The organism is Micromonospora sp. KC723 (assembly GCF_004348595.1).
In the GTDB taxonomy this organism is placed as follows: Bacteria; Actinomycetota; Actinomycetes; order Mycobacteriales; family Micromonosporaceae; genus Micromonospora.
This window is the reverse complement of the sequence record NZ_SMKD01000109.1, coordinates 1-19725: the sequence shown is the minus strand read 5'-3', so window position 1 is coordinate 19725 and position 19725 is coordinate 1. Positions and strand designations below refer to the sequence as shown.

At 67.5% G+C, this 19725-nt stretch carries 13 protein-coding genes and 4 pseudogenes; 12 read left to right on the top strand and 5 right to left on the bottom strand.

The features are described from left to right. The first annotated feature begins 354 nt into the window (after positions 1-354). Positions 355-1035, top strand: coding sequence for an SDR family oxidoreductase (locus E1165_RS21440; protein WP_132393572.1), 681 nt, complete (start codon positions 355-357; stop codon positions 1033-1035). 250 nt (positions 1036-1285) lie between these two features. Beyond that, on the top strand, positions 1286-1930 hold the full coding sequence (locus E1165_RS21435; RefSeq protein WP_132393571.1) for an alpha/beta fold hydrolase: 645 nt from the start codon (positions 1286-1288) through the stop codon (positions 1928-1930). Between the two features lie 248 nt (positions 1931-2178). Here the strand turns inward: E1165_RS21435 and E1165_RS21425 are convergent, their stop codons facing one another. The 3 genes from E1165_RS21425 to E1165_RS21415 form a co-directional block, all read right to left on the bottom strand. Continuing rightward, the gene (locus E1165_RS21425; protein ID WP_243704910.1) at positions 2179-4068 is read right to left on the bottom strand and encodes an adenylyl cyclase; all 1890 of its coding nucleotides are present in this window, start codon (positions 4066-4068) and stop codon (positions 2179-2181) included. Positions 4069-4424: 356 nt separating this feature from the next. After that, positions 4425-5480: a LacI family DNA-binding transcriptional regulator gene (locus E1165_RS21420; protein ID WP_165945285.1), complete on the bottom strand. Its 1056-nt coding sequence runs from the start codon at positions 5478-5480 to the stop codon at positions 4425-4427. Between the two features lie 101 nt (positions 5481-5581). Then, entirely contained in the window at positions 5582-6661 is a 1080-nt protein-coding gene (locus E1165_RS21415) for a LacI family DNA-binding transcriptional regulator (RefSeq protein WP_165945284.1), read from the bottom strand. 223 nt (positions 6662-6884) lie between these two features. On the opposite strand from E1165_RS21415, the gene E1165_RS21410 reads away from it, so the two are divergent. The 5 genes and pseudogenes from E1165_RS21410 (at position 6885) to E1165_RS21390 (ending at position 13244) form a co-directional block, all read left to right on the top strand. Continuing rightward, positions 6885-8183 (top strand): sugar ABC transporter substrate-binding protein, encoded by a 1299-nt coding sequence (locus E1165_RS21410; protein ID WP_132393568.1) that lies wholly within the window; start codon positions 6885-6887, stop codon positions 8181-8183. Positions 8184-8281: 98 nt separating this feature from the next. Beyond that, positions 8282-9247, top strand: coding sequence for a carbohydrate ABC transporter permease (locus tag E1165_RS21405; RefSeq protein WP_207916991.1), 966 nt, complete (start codon positions 8282-8284; stop codon positions 9245-9247). 3 nt (positions 9248-9250) lie between these two features. Continuing rightward, positions 9251-10189, top strand: coding sequence for a carbohydrate ABC transporter permease (locus E1165_RS21400; protein WP_132393567.1), 939 nt, complete (start codon positions 9251-9253; stop codon positions 10187-10189). Beyond that, the gene (locus tag E1165_RS21395; RefSeq protein ID WP_165945283.1) at positions 10186-11400 is read left to right on the top strand and encodes a glycoside hydrolase family 32 protein; all 1215 of its coding nucleotides are present in this window, start codon (positions 10186-10188) and stop codon (positions 11398-11400) included. The genes E1165_RS21400 and E1165_RS21395 overlap by 4 nt, the downstream gene beginning before the upstream one ends. Positions 11401-12016: 616 nt before the next feature. Further along, positions 12017-13244, top strand: a pseudogene (locus tag E1165_RS21390) (IS256 family transposase). Between the two features lie 108 nt (positions 13245-13352). Here the strand turns inward: E1165_RS21390 and E1165_RS21380 are convergent. Further along, the gene (locus E1165_RS21380) at positions 13353-13517 is read right to left on the bottom strand and encodes a hypothetical protein (RefSeq protein ID WP_243704909.1); all 165 of its coding nucleotides are present in this window, start codon (positions 13515-13517) and stop codon (positions 13353-13355) included. Between the two features lie 565 nt (positions 13518-14082). On the opposite strand from E1165_RS21380, the pseudogene E1165_RS21375 reads away from it, so the two are divergent. Then, positions 14083-15284: pseudogene (locus E1165_RS21375) on the top strand (IS110 family transposase). Between the two features lie 69 nt (positions 15285-15353). Here E1165_RS21375 and E1165_RS21370 read toward each other — a convergent pair. After that, the gene (locus E1165_RS21370) at positions 15354-16367 is read right to left on the bottom strand and encodes a LacI family DNA-binding transcriptional regulator (RefSeq protein WP_207916990.1); all 1014 of its coding nucleotides are present in this window, start codon (positions 16365-16367) and stop codon (positions 15354-15356) included. A 273-nt stretch (positions 16368-16640) separates the two neighbouring features. Here E1165_RS21370 and E1165_RS21365 point away from each other — a divergent pair, with 273 nt between their 5' ends. The 4 genes and pseudogenes from E1165_RS21365 to lipB form a co-directional block, all read left to right on the top strand. Then, entirely contained in the window at positions 16641-17609 is a 969-nt protein-coding gene (locus E1165_RS21365; protein WP_132393565.1) for a glycoside hydrolase family 6 protein, read from the top strand. 366 nt (positions 17610-17975) lie between these two features. Next, positions 17976-19210: pseudogene (locus E1165_RS21360) on the top strand (IS256 family transposase). Positions 19211-19335: 125 nt separating this feature from the next. After that, entirely contained in the window at positions 19336-19461 is a 126-nt protein-coding gene (locus E1165_RS30415; protein WP_256370687.1) for a hypothetical protein, read from the top strand. Positions 19462-19478: 17 nt separating this feature from the next. Then, a pseudogene (lipB, locus tag E1165_RS21355) lies at positions 19479-19725 on the top strand (lipoyl(octanoyl) transferase LipB); the annotation flags it as partial.

The following is a 19725-nucleotide window of genomic DNA, read 5'->3' as shown; positions in this document are numbered from 1 at the left end:
CCCTTGCGGGCGACCGCGACCACATCACGGCGGAACTCCAGGGGAAACGCTTTCGGCATGACAGACATCCTTCCAGCGAGGAACGCATCCTCACAGGTCAGGAGTCAACCGAACCGGGGGCAGACCCATTCCGGATCCGCCGAGCCCCGATGGACGGTATCGTGATTCACTTCCGTGGACGCAACCCCGCTACGAAGTTGGTGCGCACGTCAACACGCCAGCACATGTCCGAACAAGCGCCTCCCTGACATCGCTGGCGATGACGTCAGAGCACGCTCATATCGGGCCTACCTGCGTTACCGCGACCCGACACGGTTCGCCCTGCTGCCCTTCCTTCTGCCAGAATCACGGGTCATGCGCGCCTTGATCGTGGGCAACAGCGACGGCATCGGGCTGGCACTGACCCACCGGCTCCTGGCCGACGGGTGGACGGTGACCGGGCTGTCACGCAGCCCCGCCCCGGTCGGCTCGCATCACGTCGTGGACGTGACCTCTCCAGACTTCCCCATGGTGCTCGCCGAGGTCGGTGGCGTCGACCTGTGCGTCTACGCGGCCGGCGTCGGTGAGCCGCTCGGTGAGGATCTGGCCGGCCAGACCCGGGCGCTGGAGGTGAACCTACTCGGCGCGGCCCGCACGTTCGAGGCGGTGGTGCCGCGCATGCTCGCCGCCGGCCGTGGCCACCTGATCGGCCTGTCCAGCCTCGCCGACACGACGATCTCGGCGCAGGCGCCCGGCTACGCGGCCTCCAAGGCGGGCCTCACCTCGTACCTGCTCAGCCTGGACGCCGCCCTGCGGCCCCGCGGCGTGCCGGCCACCGCAGTACGGTTCGGCTTCGTCGACACCAAGATGGCGAAGTCCCCGGTCACACCATTCAAGATCTCCACAGACCGGGCCGCCGACGTGCTCATCCGATGCATCCGCACCCGACCGGCGATCGTGTCCTACCCCCGCCGGATGGCCGTGGTGACTGGCACACTCGGCCTCCTGCTGCGCGCCACCGCCCGACTTCGCCGGTCAAGACCTGACGCTTCGTGAAGGAGTACGGCCGGTCCGCACACCGTCCGCAGCTAGAGGTGCGTACCCAGATGTGCGTACCCGATCATGCCGAGGCGACGGCGTCGCCCGCTGGTGGCGATGCACGCGCGACGAGCGGCAGATCCGGTCGTCGCGGGACAACGCTTTCGGCCTGGTGCGTGATTCTGCCGTGAGGTCGCCGGTGGTTGGCCGGGTGCGGCGTATCGGGCGGCGCTACTGACTGTCGTACCCCTGTGTGAGGCTTTGGCGCGTGGCGACTTTCGTTCTGATCCACGGCGGTGGCGGCAGTTCCTGGGACTGGCATCTGCTGGGCCCTGAGCTGGCCGGACGGGGCCACGACGTGGTGGTGCCGGAGCTGCCGATCGAGGACAGGGCGGCAGGCTTCGCCGAGTTCTGTGACACGGTCGTCAGTGCCGTCGGCGATCGCAGCAACCTCGTGGTCGTCGGACACTCGTATGGTGCGTTCACGGCGCCGCTGGTCGCCGACAAGCTGCCTGTGCGGCTCATCGTCCTGCTCACTCCCATGATCCCGAAGCCGGGTGAGAGTCCCGGCGACTGGTGGGGCAACACCGGTCACCGCAGCGCGGAGGGGTTCAGTGAGGAGGAACAGTTCTACAATGGCGTGCCGGCCGAGATTGTCGCGGAGGCTTCGGCGCATGGCCGCGACCAGGTCAGCGCAGAATGGAACGAGCCGTGGCCCCTGGATGCGTGGCCGGACGTGCCGACGAGGGTGCTCATCGCTCGCGAAGACCGGTTCTTCCCGCCCGACTTCCAGCGCCGCGTGGCGGCCGACCGCCTCGATGCCGTACCGGATGAAATCGACGGTGGCCACGCGGTGGCGCTCAGCCGTCCGAAGCAACTCGCCGACCAGCTGACCGCGTACTTGCCGCGCTGAAGGCGCTGCGCCCGATGCCGGCCACGTGAATACGCGCGGCGCGGATCGCGGCATGAGCGGACGTTGCGGTGCGGCCCGGACCTGCTCCCGCAGCAGGCCGTGTATCCGTTACGTGGTCCCGTCGGCTTCCCACTTGGCGTAGTAGTCGTACACCGTCTTCGCCGGCGGAAGTCATGCGGCAGGTGCTCTTGGGCAATCGCGGCCGGTCGAGGCTGTCGCCTCGACCGGCCGCGGATGCGCTGTTGGTGCTACGGGGCCGGATACTCGGTGATGAAGACCGGGCGGCCGGCGCGGGTGGTGTCGGCTGGGTCGCCGATTCCGTTGACCACGTGGTTGATGGTTCCGGCGCTGAGGTTGACGGTCATGACGTGGAACAGCTTCACACCCGGTGTGTTCGGCACCTTGAAGCCGTTCTCGGTGCGGATCGACGGGTTGTTCCGGTTGAATACGTACACGCCGCCGCCGTAGAGGTTGTGTGTGCGCACGTGGTCGCCCACCTTGTACCCGGCGAAGCCCTCGACGTCGCCGTTCATCCAGTCGGCCTGCGTCGGCGGGTCGTAGGGCAGTTCGTTCTGGTAGAGGATCGTGGTGCCGCGCTCGCCGTTCCAGACGGTGTTGTAGCGCTGGAAGTGTTCGACGAACAGGCCGGTGGCGGTGACGTGGTCGCCGTTGATGACCGCGCCGTACCGGCCCGTGTTGGTGTTCCATCGCTCGGTTTCGGTGAATCCCTCCACGCCGTGGTCGCCGCGCCACACCCAGGTGTGGTCGATGAGCACGTGGTCGCTGTTGACCTCGAGCGCGGTGTCGGCCTTGCCGATGTGCGGGCCGCCGACACGGAAGTACACGTCCGACAACGTGGTCGGGTTGGCCGCCGAACCGGAGTGGTATCCGTGCTTCTTGCCGACGCGCAGGAGGACCGGCGACTCGGTCAGGCCCGCGTCCACGGTGACGCCCGCGATGACGATGCCGGGCGCGTCGGCGACGTCGAGCGGGGTGGCGCCGTTGACGGCGGTGAGCGTGGCCTGGCCCAGACCGAGCACGACCGTGTTTGCGCGGTTGACCTTGATGCTCTGGGCGATGCTGTACACGCCGGGGGTGAGCAGCAGGTGTTTGCCGCGGGCGAGCTGGTTGTTGATTGTCTTGACTGAGTCGGTGGGGCGGGCCACGAAGAAGTCGCGGATCGGGATGGTGCGGCCCGGGGTCAGGCCGTTGGCCCAGGAGATGCCGGCGCTGTCGAAGCGCGCTGACGGCACCCGGACGTTGTACTTGCCGTTGGCGTCCAGGAACAGGAACGGCTTCTCTCGGCTGACCGGGGTGGTGTCCAGGGTGGTGTAGGTCGGATTGGGGAACGTGGCGTCGTCGGGGGCGCCGACCACGCCGCTGAAGACCTGGTTCCACACGCCGTTGGACCAGCCGTCGATCTGGCTGTTGCGGATCAGCCATTGCTGTTGTGAGCCGCTGATGACGAACGGCAGCTTGGAGTCGGCGATGAAGCCGCCGCTGGCGTTCTGCGGGCCGGCGGTGCAGTAGTCCATCAGCGACAGGTTGGCGCCGGTGATGTTGAGTCGGCGCATCGAGACCGCCTGCGACACGGCCCAGAAGTTGGCCGACGCGCGGCAGCCGTCCTGGCCGGCCGAGTTGACGTTGATGGACAGGTTCGACAGGGTGCGCCAGAAGTTGATCAGGGCCAGGCAGTCGGCAGTGCCGTCGTCGGCCAGGCACCGGTTGTAGACTTCGACCTTGCCGTTGATGACCACGTCGGTCGGCGACGCGCCGAGGCCGGCGATCTCGGTGTAGTAGCCGACCTTGATCCGCAGCGGCTGGTCGGTCGTGCCGTAGCTGCCCGGCTTGAACAGGAACGCGTACCGCTTGGTGCCCATCTCGTTGTCGACCTGGGCGGCGTGGGTGGCGTCCAGGGCTGCCTGGATCTGGGGGACCGGCATACCGGGGTCGAAGACGGTGACGTTCACCCCGAGGTCGGGCGCGCCACGCAGCGGCGGGGCGGCCGCGGTGGCCGCCCCGGCGGTGCCGACGATGGCGACGGCGACCGCCGAGGCCAGGCCGAGGGTGATTCTTCGGCCTACCGTCCGCAGGTCCGACGACGGGGCCGCGGTGGCGCGGTTGGGACTCGTGCTCATCATTGCGGGAAGTCCTCTCTGGGCGCCAGGGCAGATGCCAGCAGTGACATGCCTGTTGACTTGGTCATGCTCATTCCTTCGAAGGAACTCGTTCGTCAGGACGTGCTGTCGGAGTGGTTGTCGTGTTTCGAGCGGTCGCCGAAGAGCTACAGGCCGCTGATCCGGAGGCAACCGGCCACCCTCCGGTGAGGTGCACGTCGCGCGCCGGTGGCAGATCGCGCGTGGTGACACGCTGCGGGACCGTCACTAACCCGGGTTAGTGCAGAAACGCTAGGCCGCCGTCTCTGCGCACGTCAAGACCGTGTTACGGCCGAGTTTCCGGCGAATTCACAGACAATTCGGGAATAGGTTGCAGCTCAGGCTGCGCGCTCGCGGGCCGGCGGGGCCGTGGAGTCGCGCATCACGAGCGGGCAGTGCACCAGGGTGCGGCTGCGCTGAGTGGCGAATCCACCAGCGGCCAGTTGCTCGGCCGCGAGCCGTCCCATCGCGGTGTACGGGAGCAGCACGGTGCTCAGGGCCGGGCGGATCTCCGCAGCGAGCTGGAACTGGTCGTCGTACCCCATCACCGACACGTCCTCGGGCACCCGAATGCCAACCTCCAGCAGGGCCAAGAGCGCGCCTACCGCCATCCGGTCGTTGCCGCACATGATCGCGGTCGGCGGGCGGCTGTGCCGCAGCAGCGTGCGCGTCAGCTCGTAGCCGGAGTCCGCGTGGTAGTTGCCGGGCAGCACCGTGTGCTCGCGCGGGTTGAATCCCGCGTCGCGCAGTGCGTCGCGAAAGCCACGCAGCCGGGCTTTGGTGGCCCACTGGCTGGGCTTACCGGTGAGGTAGGCGATGTCGCGGTGCCCGAGGTCGAGCAGCGCCTGGGTGGCCTCCCGACCGCCGCGTACCTCGTCGGGCAGGATGGCGGGGGCGGCATTGTGCGGGGCGAAGCAATTCAGCAGGATGGTGGGAACTCGACGGGCGGCGTCCGGGAGCACCACCGACCTGGTGCCGACGGCAGCGAAGATCAGGGCGTCGGCCTGCCGGTCGAGCAGCTCGACTATCAGCTGTGCCGCCTGGCGGTTCGAGCCGCCGGTGTTGACCAGGAGCAGCAGATTTCCCTGGCGAATGCACGCCTCGTGCGCTCCCTTGATCGCGGAGGCGGCGAACTCGCCGAAGTCGGCGTCGTGACTGACGAAGCCGATGGTCGCGCTGCGCCCCCGCCGCAGCCCTTGCGCGGCGAGGTTGGGGCGATAGTCGAGCTCGGCGACCGCTTGCAGGACGCGTCGTCGGGTCTCGTCGCTGATCGTCTGCCCAGCCGTCTGGTTGAGCACGAAGGAGACCGTCGCGGGGGAGACACCGGCCAGGCGTGCGACATCTACCCGGCGGGATCTGCTTGCCGCCGGTCGGTGGCCTCCGTGGGTTGACACGGCCCAAGCGTACGAGCCAGACCACCGGGTGAACCGGCTGCCTCGCACGCCTGGCCCAGCCGCTCAGCTGATGACCGGGCCGGGTGCTGGCACCCGGCCCATCAGGAGGATGAAGCGTCGGACTGTCCCAGGTCGCTGTGAGGTTTGGCGACGGAGTCTCGTCGCACCAGTTCGCCGGCGATGCGGATGACGTTGCCTTCGGGTGCGGGCACGTCGTCGAGCGCGCCCGGCTCGTCGAGCACGAGCTGGATGGCGAGCTGGCCCATCTCCCGATGCGGAAGGCGGACTGTGGTCAACGGCGGATCGAGTTCGGAGGCGATGAACTCCTGGTCGTCGAAGCCGACGATCGACAGGTCGTCAGGCACGCGCAGACCGCGCGTGCGCGCGGCGCGGTAGGCGCCCATGGCGATGCGGTCGTTGTAGCAGAAGACCGCCGTCGGTCGCTGCTCGGCGGGCAGGCCGATCAAGTCGGACAGGACCAGCCCGCCGCGAACGAACGGCGTCGTCTTCAGGTGCAACGCGGGTTCGTAGTCCAGTCCGTGCTCAGCGAGCGCCGCCCGGAAGCCGTCGAACCGCAGGCGGGAGGCCGGCGGATGCCGATGATCGTCGAGAAAGGCGATCCGACGGTGGCCGGCCTTGATCAGTTCCGCTGCGACCTCGTACGCCCCTTGTCGGTCATCCGGAACGATGGAACGGTGACGGCCGCCGTTCGCTTCGCAGTTGAGGAAGACCGTGTCGGCAGGTAGGCCGAGGGGTGGGTCGACGAGGCGGTGGTACATGCAGCCGTAGATGAAATGCCCGACCTGGTGCTGAGTCAGCTGGTCAATCGCTTGTTCTTGGAGGGCTAGCGGGGCGTTCGGGCCGAGGTTGACGACGAACAGCAGGTAGCCGTGGCGGGCTGCCTCGTCCTGCGCGGCGGCGAGCATGCCGACGGCGAAGGGAGTCGTGGTCACCTCGTCGGAGACGAACCCGATGGTGCGGGTCTCCTGGGTCCTAAGGCTGCGGGCAAGGATGTTCGGGCGGTAGCCCAGGTCCTCGGCCGTCTGCTGGACGCGGTGGCGGGTCGCATCTGGGACGCGGACGCCGTCCCGGCGATCGTTCAGGACGACGGACGCGGTGGTGGTCGAGACCCCCGCAGCCTGTGCGACGTCCTTGAGCGTCGGCCGACGAGTCGTCGCCAACCTCTTCACCTCCTGGGACAAGGCGTGCCCTTCTCGAGGCCCACACGACATCGTCGCAGGACTCCTGTCGAGGCGCTCGGCAGGGGCACGGATCCGAAACACACTCTTGACGCTGAAGGAACGTTACTCCATAGTTTGGCGAAACGTTTCTTCAGCGACCTTGACGGCCCGCCACCTGCGGTGAGTCTCCGGGCGGGAGGCCGGTCGGCCAGGAGGAGTAGAGATGAGTCGGTTCATGATCGGGCGACGCGGGACAGCGGTGCTCGCGGGTGTCACGACGGCAGCCCTCGCGCTGTCCGCTTGCGGCGTGGCATCGACCAGCAGTGGTGGAAGCGCGGGCGAACTGACGCTCTGGACGCACAACGCCGGAAACCCGGCGGAGCTTGGCGTTGTCAACCAGATCGTCGCGGACTACAACGCGAGCCAGAGCAAGTACACGGTCAAGCTCCAGGCATTTCCGCAGGAGTCGTACAACGACGCGGTCGTCGCCGCGGCGACCGCGAAGAAGCTCCCGTGCGTCCTCGACGCGGACGCGCCGACGGTGCCGAACTGGGCCTACGCGGGCTACCTCACGCCGCTCGACCTGCCGCAGGACCTCGTCTCGAAGCAGCTCAAGAGCACGCTGGGGAACTACCAGGGCAAGCTGTACTCGATCGGCATGTACGACGCCGCGCTCGGCCTCTTCGCGCGCAAGTCCGCCCTCGAAGCGGCCGGCGTCCGGATCGCCACGGTCGACAACCCGTGGACCGCGCAGGAGTTCGCCGACGCACTTGCGAAGATCAAGGCCGACGGAAAGTACCAGTACGCCTTCGACCTGGGCACCGGTGACAGCGGCACCGAGTGGTGGACCTACGGCTACTCGCCCTTCCTCCAGAGCTTCGGCGGCGACCTCATCGACCGCAACGGGTACAAGACCGCTGGCGGCGTGCTCAACGGGGACGCAGCGCTGAAGTGGGCGACATGGTTCCAGGGCCTCGTCAAGAACGGGTACACGCCCGCGAAGTCCAGCACCGACGCCTTCGCCGACTTCGTCAACGGCAAGTCGGCCATGGTGTGGTCGGGCATCTGGCACTCCGGCAATCTGTCCAAGCTCGGAGCCGACGGCATCGTCATGCCCCCGCCGGACTTCGGCAACGGCCCGAAGATCGGCGGCGGTTCGTGGCAGTGGGCAGTGAGCTCGACGTGTGGCGAGAAGGCGGCGGCCATGGACTACATCACGTTCTCCCTGAACAAGAAGTACCTCGCCGAGATGGCGGAGAAGCAGAACGTCATCCCTGCCACCGAGGAAGCCGCCGCGATGGTCGACGGCTGGCAGCCCGGCGGTGCCAAGCGGTTCTTCCTCGACGAGTCCGCCAAGTACGCCACGATCCGGCCACCGACACCCGGCTACCCGTTCCTCACGACAACGTTCGCCAAGGCCGCTCAGGACATCATCGCGGGCGGTGACCCGAAGAAGATCCTCGACCAGGCTGTCTCGGACATCGACGCCGACCTCAAGGCCAACAACCACTACGGCTTCTGAGCAGACCGCGCAGCAGCAACCAATCTGGACCGCGGGGGTGCGGGTCCACCAACAAGGGCCCGCGCCCCCGTCCACCTCAGGTTCCGGCTTCGCCCCTGGTGGGCAGCGAAGGGATGAGCCGCGTGTCCCAACCGATCGCGAACACATCGTCAGCAAACATCGAACCCAGCCCTCGCGGCAGCCTGCGCCGCACACGTCGTGCCGAGGCGCGCGCAGCGCGTACCTTCGTCATGCCGGCGCTCGTGCTCCTCGTCGTCTTCTTCTTCGTCCCGGTCCTGCTGGGATTCGTACTGTCGTTGACGAACGCACGGCTGACCTCGCCGCAGGGCCCACAGTTCGTCGGACTGGACAACTTCACCAGGCTCTTCTCCGACCCGCTGTTCTGGAAGTCACTGCGGAACACCGTTTACTTCGGAGCTGTTGTCGTCCCGCTCCAGTCCGGCTTCGCCCTGGTACTCGCGCTCCTCATCAACGCGCGTATCCGTGGCATCAACGTCTACCGAACGGTGTACTTCCTGCCGGTGGTGACGTCGATCGTCGTGGTCTCGATCCTGTGGACCTTCATGTACCAGCGCGACGGCCTGGTCAACCACATGCTGCAAGCCGTCTCGTTCAACCTCATCCAGGGCACGGACTGGCTCAACAACCCCTCGACGGCGATGCCCGCCATCATCGTCATGTCGATCTGGCAGGCCGTCGGCTTCCACATGGTCATCTGGCTGGCCGGGCTGCAGACCATCCCCGGCGACCTGTATGAAGCCGCCGAGCTCGACGGCGCCAGCACGTGGCAGAGGTTCAAATATGTCACGTGGCCCGGGCTGCGAGCCACCCGCAGCTTCATCCTCGTGACGATCACCATCGCTGCCCTGAGCCTCTTCGCCCAGATCAAGATCATGACCAACGGTGGGCCGCTCGACTCGACGTCGACCGTCGTGTTCCAGTCCGTCCGCGCCGGCTACGAGCAGCAGCAGACCGCCTACGCGTCGGCGATCTCGCTCGTCTTCTTCGTCCTCGTGCTCACCGTCTCCCTCGTGCAGCGCTTCCTCCTTCGCGACAAGGACTGATCCATGGCCACCATCACCACCACTCGGGACGGCGTACCCCGGGCGGCCAGCCAGCCAACCCGCGGACGGCCTGGCCGAGGATTCGGCACCATCGGCGGCTACCTCGGCCGGACGATACTTGCCCTGTTCTTCGCCTTCCCGATCATCTTCATGTTCGTCTCATCGCTGAAGCCCGACGACCAGATCTTCGCCGACCTCAGCTCGCTCCGGGCCTTCCTTCCGGTCGGCGACATCTCGATGGACAACTACAAGGACGTCTTCGACACGGTGCCCGCCTGGCGGTTCCTGGCGAACTCCATCGGCATCTCAGTGCTCACCGTCGTCCTGGGCATCCTGGTCAACAGCCTGGCTGCCTTCGCCCTGTCCCGCATGCGCTGGCGAGGCAGAGGCTTCGTCCTCGCCGCCATCATCGCCACCCTTGTGGTCCCGTTCGAAACCTTCGCGCTGCCACTGCTGTGGTGGGCCAACAAGCTTCCCTGGCTGGTGATGCAGAACGGCCAGCCCATGTGGACATTTGGCTGGCTAGACAGCTACCAGGTGCAAATCATTCCGTTCATCGCGAACGCCTTCTCGATCTATCTGTACTACTCCTACTTCTCCACCATCCCCAAGGGGCTGGACGAGGCCGCCCGCATCGACGGGGCGAGCTGGTTCCGCATCTATCGCAGCATCGTCATGCCGCTGTCCGGGCCGGCCACCGCGACGGTCGCCATCCTCACCTTCCTGCCCGCCTGGAACCAGTTCCTCTGGCCACTCATGGCCGTGCAGTCCGAGAACCTGCGCCCGGTCATGGTCGGAGTCCAGTACTTCTTCCAACTCGACGTCGCCTGGGGTGCAATGATGGCCTACGCGAGCCTGATCACAATCCCGGTTCTCGCCCTCTTCCTCTCCTTCCAGCGCGCGTTCATCGGAAGCATCGCCTCCAGCGGGGTGAAGGGGTGAACACACCCAAGCCGCTCGGCAGCTCGGCCAGGCCCGCCGTGCACTTCACCGCGCCCGACGGATGGCTCAACGATCCGCTCGGAGTCACCTGGCGGGACGGCCGCTACGAGCTCTTCTACCAGGCACTGCCCGGTGCCAACGCCTGGAACCCGCGCTGCCGCTGGGGCCACGCGACCAGCCCGGACCTGCTCACCTGGACCCACCACCCGATCGCGCTCGAACCGGGCGACGACGAACTCGGCTGCTGGTCCGGTGGACTCGTCCTCCCCGACCTCGCGTCGGCCCTGTCAGCACGGGTCTACTACACCTCCGTCGATGAGCCCGACATGGATCTCGGCACCGTCCGGCTCGCCCGTCCGGCGGACGACGGCTGGCAGCGATGGGACAAGGGCCCCATCGTCGTCACACCGCCGCCCGGCGAGGACCTGCGCGTGTTCCGGGACCCGGTCGTGCTCCGCGACGGCGATCGATGGCGCATGCTCGTCGGCGCCGGCTATCGGGACGGCACCCCCGCGGTACTGACGTTCGTCTCCACCGACCTGGAGGACTGGACGTACGACGGTGTCTTGGCGAGTACGCGAACCTCCCCAACCGGTCCGCTGCCATCAGCCCAGGCATGGGAGTGCCCGCAACTTCTGCAGATCGGCGGCCGGCACGTCCTCGTCGTCTCGACGTGGCGAGACGGCACGACACACGACGTCCTCGCCGGAGTTGGCAGCTTCGAAGACGGCCGGATGCGCGTGGAACGATGGCAGCGGCTGACACACGGGGCTGGACACTACGCAGCGACGGAGTTCGTGGACGCCGAGGGCGAACCATGCCTACTCTTCTGGATTCGAGAGGTCGCAGACCTCAACGGCGCCTGGACCGGCGTACTCAGCGTTCCCTATCGACTGAGCCTCGACAACGCCATCACCGACCAGGTGCGGCTCACACCGCACCCGGCCGTGCCCGCACCCGGCGCGGACAGTCGCAGGAGCGGTGTGCGGCACCTCGTGCTCGCCGACGGTAGTGCCGTCGGCCTGACACCTACCGACCACAATTCTTCACCCGTCGAGGTCCGATACGAGCGGGGAACGGTGACCGTCACGTCGCACGGAGCCCAGACGGTCGTCCACGACGCGCCAGGACCGGTACACGTTCTCGTTGACGGCCCCGTCATCGAGGTATGCACCGGGACGGCCCTCGTCGGTCTCGGAACCAGGCCTTGACGCGTGCAAATCGTCACAAGCCGGCGCGACGCCGAACAGCGAGGCACACAAATGACCGTGCACCTGGGCGATCGGCATGACATACCGTCTGGTGATGGCGTACGCGGGCTCCCGGACCATGAATGTCGGAACCTGGTTGCTGCCCGAGGACGAAGACGCGTTCGCCTTGGCATTGCGCGACGCGTTCCCTGGTGCCGCGTGGCGGTGCTCGCAACCGGGACCGCTGGGACTTCACCCAGTACATCTGCACAGCTCGCTGGCAAACGCTATGGCCTGCGGCGGCCGGGGAGTTCAAGCGTTCCTGCATCTTCCGATCGGCGCAGGCCTGCCATCAACCGTCACACTTGCCGACGGCGTCCCACTGCCGGACGGGCCGCCGGTCGCTGCCATTGTTCAACTCCTGCGCTCGAGGCGCCGACATGACCCCAGCGGTACGTACTGCGATCACGAGAGCAATGCTTGAAACCTGTGGATGACCTTGGGAGGGCGTACCTTCCCAGGGATAACCGATGCAGGTATCAAGCAAGGCCCGCGCGCCAACGCGGGTCGGGAAGGTACGCCCGTGCTCACCGTAGTCAGCTCGGAGGAACCCACACCAGCAGCCGCACCGGTTCCGGTGGCGATCGGCAGGTCGTTGATCGACGAGATCGTGCGTGACGGCGCTCGGCGGATGCTCGCCGCCGCCTTGGAGGCCGAGGTCGCCGCCTATATCGCCGCCCACGCCGGTGAGGTCGACGATGACGGCCGGCGTCTGGTCGTGCGCAACGGCCATGCCCGGCCACGGGAGGTGCTCACCTCGGCAGGGGCGGTGTAGGTGGCCCGCGCCGCGGGTCAACGACAAGCGCGTCGACGAGAACACCGGCCAGCGGCGGCGGTTCGCCTCGGCGATCCTGCCGGCGTGGTGTCGTAAGTCGCCGAAGATTACTGAGGTGTTGCCGTTGCTGTACCTGCACGGCTTGTCATCGCAGGACTTCGCCCCGGCCCTGGAAGGGTTCCTGGGCAGCGATGCGGGGCTGTCCGCGGCGACGATCACTCGGTTGACCGTGCGGTGGCAGGACGAGGCGCGCGCGTTCGGCAACCGAGACTTGTCCGGTGCGGACCATGTGTATGTGTGGGCGGACGGCGTGCACCTGAACGTGCGCCTGGACGAAGAGAAACTCTGCCTGCTGGTCATGGTCGGTGTCCGCTTGGACGGCACCAAGGAGCTCATCGCCCTGGCCGAAGGCTACCGGGAGTCGACCGGGTCGTGGGCGGACCTGCTACGCGACTGCGCCCGTCGCGGCGTGCGCGCCCCGGTCCTCGCCGTCGGTGACGGGGCGTTGGGGTTCTGGTCCGCGCTGCGCGAGGCATTCCCGACCGCCCGTGAGCAGCGCTGCTGGTTCCACAAGATCGGCAACGTGCTGTCGGCGCTGCCCAAGTCGGCACACTCGGGCGCGAAACGGGCCCTTGCCGAAATCTGGAATGCCGAGGACCGCGACCACGCCCGCCGCGCTGTCGCCGCGTTCAAGCTCGCCTACGGCACCAAGTTCGGCAAAGCCGTCGCAAAGATCACCGACGACCTCGACGAGCTGCTCGCGTTCTACGACTTCCCCGCCGAGCACTGGGTGCACCTGCGCACCACGAACCCGATCGAGTCGGCCTTCGCCACCGTCCGGCACCGCACCAAGGTCACCAAGGGCCCCGGGTCCAGGGCCGCCGGCCTCGCGATGGCGTTCAAACTCATCGAAGCCGCCCAACACCGCTGGCGCGCGGTCAACGCACCGCATCTGGTCGCCCTCGTCCGCGCCGGCGCCCGATTCGAGCGCGGCCACCTGGTCGAACGCCCCGAGGCGATCGCAGCGTGAGCACCCCGGCCCAGACCATCACCACACGGCGGCTGGACCTGCTGCCGCTTCTCCTCGAGCACGCCGAGGAGATGGCCACGGTCCTGTCCGATCCAGCTCTGCATACCTTCACCGGCGGCACCCCGGACACCCCGCAAGCCCTATGACGTCGGCCTCGGCGGACATCAACGCCTGCGCGAAGGTCTTGATCATCGCCTGCAACATGTCCGGCGACGCGCCCTCGAACTGCTTGCGCAGCAGGTCAACAGGGTTCGCACTCTCAGATGCGGCCATCGCGTTGCTCTCCTTCTATGACTTGGTCGTCTCGAAGGATCACGCGATGACCGTCTCCTATCTACGCAACACGCCCAACACGGGCAAGTCGTACACCACCCCAGCGGACGCAACCCAAGCTCTTGCTCTCTTCGCCTTTCTGTCCCTTGTGGACGTCTGGCTGCTCGGTGGCTGCTCGTCCGACGAGCGTCCCCTACGTCCCGGCATGTCCGGTGGCGTCCGGACGGGTCCGGTTGCGTCTTGGTGGTGGCGACGCGCGGTCAGGCCCGTCCTGATCGATCGACCGCTCATCCGTGACTGCGCCGATCGGTTACCCGAGGAGTTGCGCCCCGTTACCTTTTTGATCGTCCCCCAGCCGGGGACCCTCGGCCGCCCGGCCCGGTGTGACTTACTGCCCCTGTCGTACGCATGATCCGGGGGGTGTTGTCGCCGGGTCGGGTGGCGTCGGCGGACCGCTGATAGGGACACGGCCACCCCTTGGGTAGGTCTCTTCGTAACGTGGCTGCCGGCAGTCCGACGCCGAGACCAGCGGCCGAGGCAGGTGACGCGGGTGAGGAGGCGTGGGGTGCACGGCGACTACGGCGTGTTCCTCGGGTTGGACGTCGGCAAGGAAGGCCATCACGCGGTCGGATTGGCCCCGAACGGCAAGCGGCTGCACGACGGGCCGCTGCCGAACACCGAGACCAGGCTGCGGCAGCTGTTCGACAAACTCGGCCGTCACGGCCGGGTGCTGGTGGTGGTCGACCAGCCGGCCTCGATCGGCGCCCTGCCGGTCGCGGTGGCGCGGGCATGTGGGGGCATCAGGTGGCCTACCTGCCGGGCCTGGCGATGCGCCGCATCGCGGACCTGCATCCCGGAGCGGCGAAGACTGATGCCCGCGACGCCTACGTCATTGCCGACGCGGCTCGCACCCTGCCGCACACCCTGCGGCGGGTCGACGCAGGCGACGAGGCCCTGGCCGAAATGGAGGTCCTGGTCGGCTTCGACGACGACCTCGCTGGCGAAGCCACCCGCGTGTCAAACCGGATCCGGGGGCTGCTCACCCAGATCCACCCCGCTCTGGAACGGGTCCTCGGCCCGAAAGTTCACCACGAAGCGGTCCTGGAACTGCTGTCACGCTGCGGCGGACCCGCAGGGCTGCGCAAGGCCGGCCGCCGCAAACTGCTGTCCATCGCCGGCCCTCACGCCCCTCGCCTGGGTGAACGATTGGTCGAGCAGATCATGACCGCACTCGACGAGCAGACCGTCACCGTCCCCGGCACCCAGGCGGCGGAGACGGTCCTGCCCCGCCTCGCCGACAGCCTCCGCGACATCCTGCGACAACGCGACCAGATCGCTGGCGAAGTCGAAAGGATGCTCGATGCGCACCCTCTCGCCCCGGTCCTGACCTCGATGCCCGGCATCGGCGTCAGGACCGCCGCCCGGATCCTCCTCGAAGTCGGCGACGGCACCGCCTTCGCCACCCCCGGCCACCTCGCCGCCTACGCCGGCCTGGCCCCCGTCACCCGCCGATCCGGCACCAGCATCCGCGGCGAACACCCACCCCGCGGCGGCAACAAGCAGCTCAAACGCGCGTTCTTCCTCGCCGCGTTCGCCGCCCTCACCGACCCTGTGAGCAGGGCCTACTACGACCGCAAACGAGCCGAAGGCAAACGCCACAACGCCGCGCTCATCTGCCTGGCCCGACGCCGCTGCGACGTCCTGCTCGCCCTGCTCCGCAACAAGATCCCCTACCAATCCCGCCCAACAAGCCCTGTCCCCGCTTGACGAAACCCATAGGGACACCCCCCGGGTCCCACGTCCATGCCGCCCCAGCCAGCTGGCCTTGGTCGCGGATCATGCCGAGTCGCGTAGCACCAACTTCGTGGGCAGGATGATGGACGGAGGTTCGTGTCCCGCGATGAGTTCGACGAGCATCCGGGTCATTTCTTTGCCCAGGGCTTGGACCGACTGGTGAACGGTGGTCAACGGCGGATCGGTTCGTTCGGCTATGCCGAGGTCGTCGAAGCCCACCACTGCCACGTCGGCTGGGACGGACCGGCCGGCGTCGAGAAGGACGCGTAGGGCGCCCGCCGCCATGTTGTCGCTGGCGGCGAAGATGGCGTCGAGGTCGGGGTGGCTGTCAAGCAGTGTTTTCATCGCTGCGGCACCGCCGGTCTCGGTGAAGTCGCCCTCTGCCGTCGCGTACGGGGTCAGCCCGGCCATGATCATCGCCTCGCGGTAGCCGCGGTGGCGAGCGCGGCCGACGTCGGTGGACATGGGGCCGGCGATGGTGACGATCCGGGTTCGGCCGAGGCTGATGAGATATTCGGTGGCGAGTCGCGCGCCGCCGAGGTTGTCGGATTCGACGTACCACTGTGGCTCGAAATTCAATGGCCGGCCGCCGTATACGGTGGGCAGGCCGGCCCGACGCGCGATATGAGTCAGCGGATCGTCGCCGTGCAGCGCCATCAGCATGATGCCGTCGACGCCGCGCGTGTGCAGAAGGTTGGTCAGCCGGGACCGGCCCCGGCCGGAGCTGGCAAGACACAGCAGCAGGTGAAGGTCGGTCTCCTCGAGCGCTGCGGACACGCCGACGATGACCTGGGCAAAGAACGGGTCGGCGAAAAGCTCGGGATCGTCATGGGAGACCGCGAGCGCGACGATCCCCGTCTGTTGGGTGGCCAGGGCACGGGCGGTGCGGTTGGGTAGATAGCCCATCTCCTTGATGGCGCGCTCCACGGCATCGCGCGTGGCGCGGCTGACATGCGGCGCCTTGTTGATGACCCGGGACGCGGCGGAACGTGAGACGCCGGCGCGCTCGGCCACCTCGTCGAGGGTCGGTTGCCGCCGAGGCCTCTGCGCTGCCATCGCGATGTCGAGTCCTTCCCGTCCGACGTCGGGGCAGCCGCTACCACCGGCCGGTGCCGTTATCGCTGACGATCGTATCGGCCGGCATCGACGGCGTCTAGGTGGCTTACCGTCGCCGTCAGGATGGAAGCGGTCCCAGAATGCCTGGCAACGATCTTGTCATGAGGATGCAATCCCCTTGACATCTGCTCGATATTTTCCGATTATCGGACCGAGCGCATGGATGAACATCGCTGGAAGCGCTTCCAGTTTGGACCCCGGAGGAGACTGTTCATGAAACGACGCACCCGCCCCTGGAGACTTGCCGCCGCCCTGGCGTTGGCGGTTCCCGCGATCCTGCTCGGGGCGCCAGCTGCGCACGCGGATCCGATCAGCCAGACCAGCGGCTTCTACGTCGACCCCAACTCGAGCCCGGCGACGTGGGCGGCCGCAAACCCGCGCGACGGACGCGCCGCCGCCATCCGCACCGAGATCGGGCAGAAGCCGATGGCCAGATGGTTCGGCAACTGGAGCGGCGACATCGGGAACGCGGTCAGGGGCTATGTGGCAGCCGCAGACGCTGTTGACAAGCTCCCGCTGCTGGTGGCCTACAACCTTCCCGGCCGGGACGCGTGCGGCGGCCACTCAGGTGGTGGCGCCGGCAGCGTCGCCGCCTACGACTCATGGATCTCCTCTTTCGCCTCCGCCATCGGCAGCCGTCCTGCCGTAGTGGTCCTCGAACCGGACTCCCTGGGCGACTTCAACTGCATGAGCCAGGCGCAGATCAACGACCGAGTGGGTATGCTCTCCCGCGCCGTCGGCCAATTCCGGTCCAAGGCGCCCAACACCTGGACCTACATCGACGCCGGAAACCCCCGCTGGGTCGACGCCCAGACGATGGCGCGGCGGCTCAACATGGCCGGCGTGGCCAACGCACGCGGCTTCGCGCTGAACGTCTCGAATTACTTCACCACCGGTGAGAACACCAACTACGGCAATCAGGTCGCTTCCGCGCTACAGAGGTTCGGATACAGCAAGCCGTACGTGATCGACACCAGTCGCAACGGCAACGGCTCCAACGGTCAATGGTGCAACCCCAGCGGCCGCAAGATCGGCACACCCAGCCGGATGGGCGGCGGCGCGGAAATGCTGCTGTGGCTCAAGACACCGGGTGAGTCCGATGGCAACTGCGGAGTCGGCGGCGGATCCAGCGCCGGGCAGTTCCTGCCCGAGGTGGCCTACAAGATGATCTACGGCTATTAACTTGATCTTTAACCTGCGGGGCGGTGGCATCGACCCCGGTCGATCATGAGGCCAGCCCTTGATCGATCATTCCTCTTGTCTAGGGAAGAAGATCGCAAACCGAGGGCTGTCTGGTGATCAGTGTGCACGATGCCGGGACGAATGATGAGGTTGGGCGGCTGGCGGCTGGCGGCTGGCGGCGTTCCGGCGCGAGTTCCACGCCTGTCTGACCGCTCGCCGGGATGCGTTGTTCGAGCTGGCCCCTGACGGGTTGCGTCCAGGGAAGTGGTGTACGACTTGCCCGTGATGGGCGTGTTGTGCAGATGAGAGACGGCCATCGCGTCGATCCTTCAAGACGACCAAGTCAGAGAAGGAAGACAGAACGCGATGGCCGCATCTGAGAGTGTGAACCCTGTTGAGCTGCTGTGCGAGCAGATCGCGGGCGCGTCGCCGGATGTGTTGCAGGCGATGGTGAAGGCGTTCGCGCAGGCGTTGATGTCCGCCGAGGCGGATGCGGTCTGCGGCGCCGCATATGGGCAGCGTAGTGACGAGCGGGTGAACTCCCGCAACGGCTACCGGCAGCGGGAGTGGGACACCCGTGTCGGGACAATCGACCTGGCGATCCCGAAGCTGCGGCAGGGCTCCTACTTTCCGACTGGCTGCTGACCCACCGCCGGCGGGCCGAGCAGGCGCTCGTGTCGGTCGTGGCGACCTCTTATCTGCTGGGGTGTCGCCCCGGCGGGTGGAGAAGCTGGTGGAGCAGCTCGGGATCCGGCAGCTGTCGAAGTCGCAGGTCTCGGAGATGGCCGCGCATCTGGACGCGCAGGTGGAGGCGTTCCGCAACCGGCCCCTGGACTCAGGGCACTACACGTTCGTGTGGACCGACGCGCTGACGATGAAGGTCCGCGAGCACGGGCGGACGGTCAACGTCCACGCCCTGATCGCCGTCGGGGTCAACGCCGACGGCCAACGCGAGGTGTTGGGCGTGGACGTCGCCTCGGATGAGGACGGCGCGCCGGATGGCTGGCCTTCCTGCGATCGCTGACCGCCCGCGGCCTGACCGGCGTCCGCCTGGTCATCTCGGACGCCCACGCCGGCCTGGTGCAGGCCGTCGGCGCCGCCCTGCCCAGGGCATCGTGGCAGCGATGCCGCACCGCAACCTGCTGACGAAGGTGCCGAAGTCCGCGCAGCCGTGGATCGCCACACTCGTCCGGACGATCTTCGACCAGCCCGACGCCGACGCCGTCCGGGCCCAGTTCCAGCGGCTCGTGACCACGATCGAAGCAGAGTTCCCGAGCGCCGCCGAACACCTTGATGCCGCCCGCGACGACCGCCTGGCGTTCACCGGTTTACCGCGCGAGATCTGGCGTCAGATCTGGTCCAACAATCCACAGGAGCGGCTGAACAAAGAGATCCGCCGCCGCACCGACGTCGTCGGGATCTTCCCCAGCCGGGCGGCGGTCATCCGCCTCGTCGGCGCTGTCCTCGCCGAGCAGACCGACGAATGGACCGAAGGCCACCGCTACATGGGCTTGGAACTACTGGCCAAAGCCAGACTCATCCCCGCTCAGCCCGACCAACACGACAACGACCAGCCCAACCTCGCCCCAATCGCCGCATAGCATCAGACCGGATCCCGCGATGGCCGTCTCTTACACCACTCGCGTGGACGCGACCCGGGTTTTTCACTCCTGCTGACCCGGTCACCTCGCTTGCCCGGTACCTGCCCGACGTCGTGGGGACGCAGATGTTCACGGCGGACTACCCGGCCGAGAACATGCTCAGTCCGCTCGCCGGTGGCCTGGTGATGACCGCGTGGGCGATCGGCCTGCTGGGTGTCGCCGTCGTCGTCTTCGTCCGGCGCGACGCCTGACGGCAGCATGCCCGTAGCACCTCAGCGTCTACACCGCCGGTAAGCGCACCGAGCCGTGGGACCGGCCGATGGACGGCACTCCGGTGGTCGACGTCGACCGAGGCGGCAAGATCACCTGGCACGGCCCGGGGCAGCTGGTCGGCTACCCGATCGTCCGGCTCCCCGACCCGGTGGACGTGGTCGCGTACGTGCGGCGCACCGAGCAGATGCTGATCGACGTCTGCGCCGAGTTCGGGTTGACCGCCGGCCGGATCGAGGGCCGCA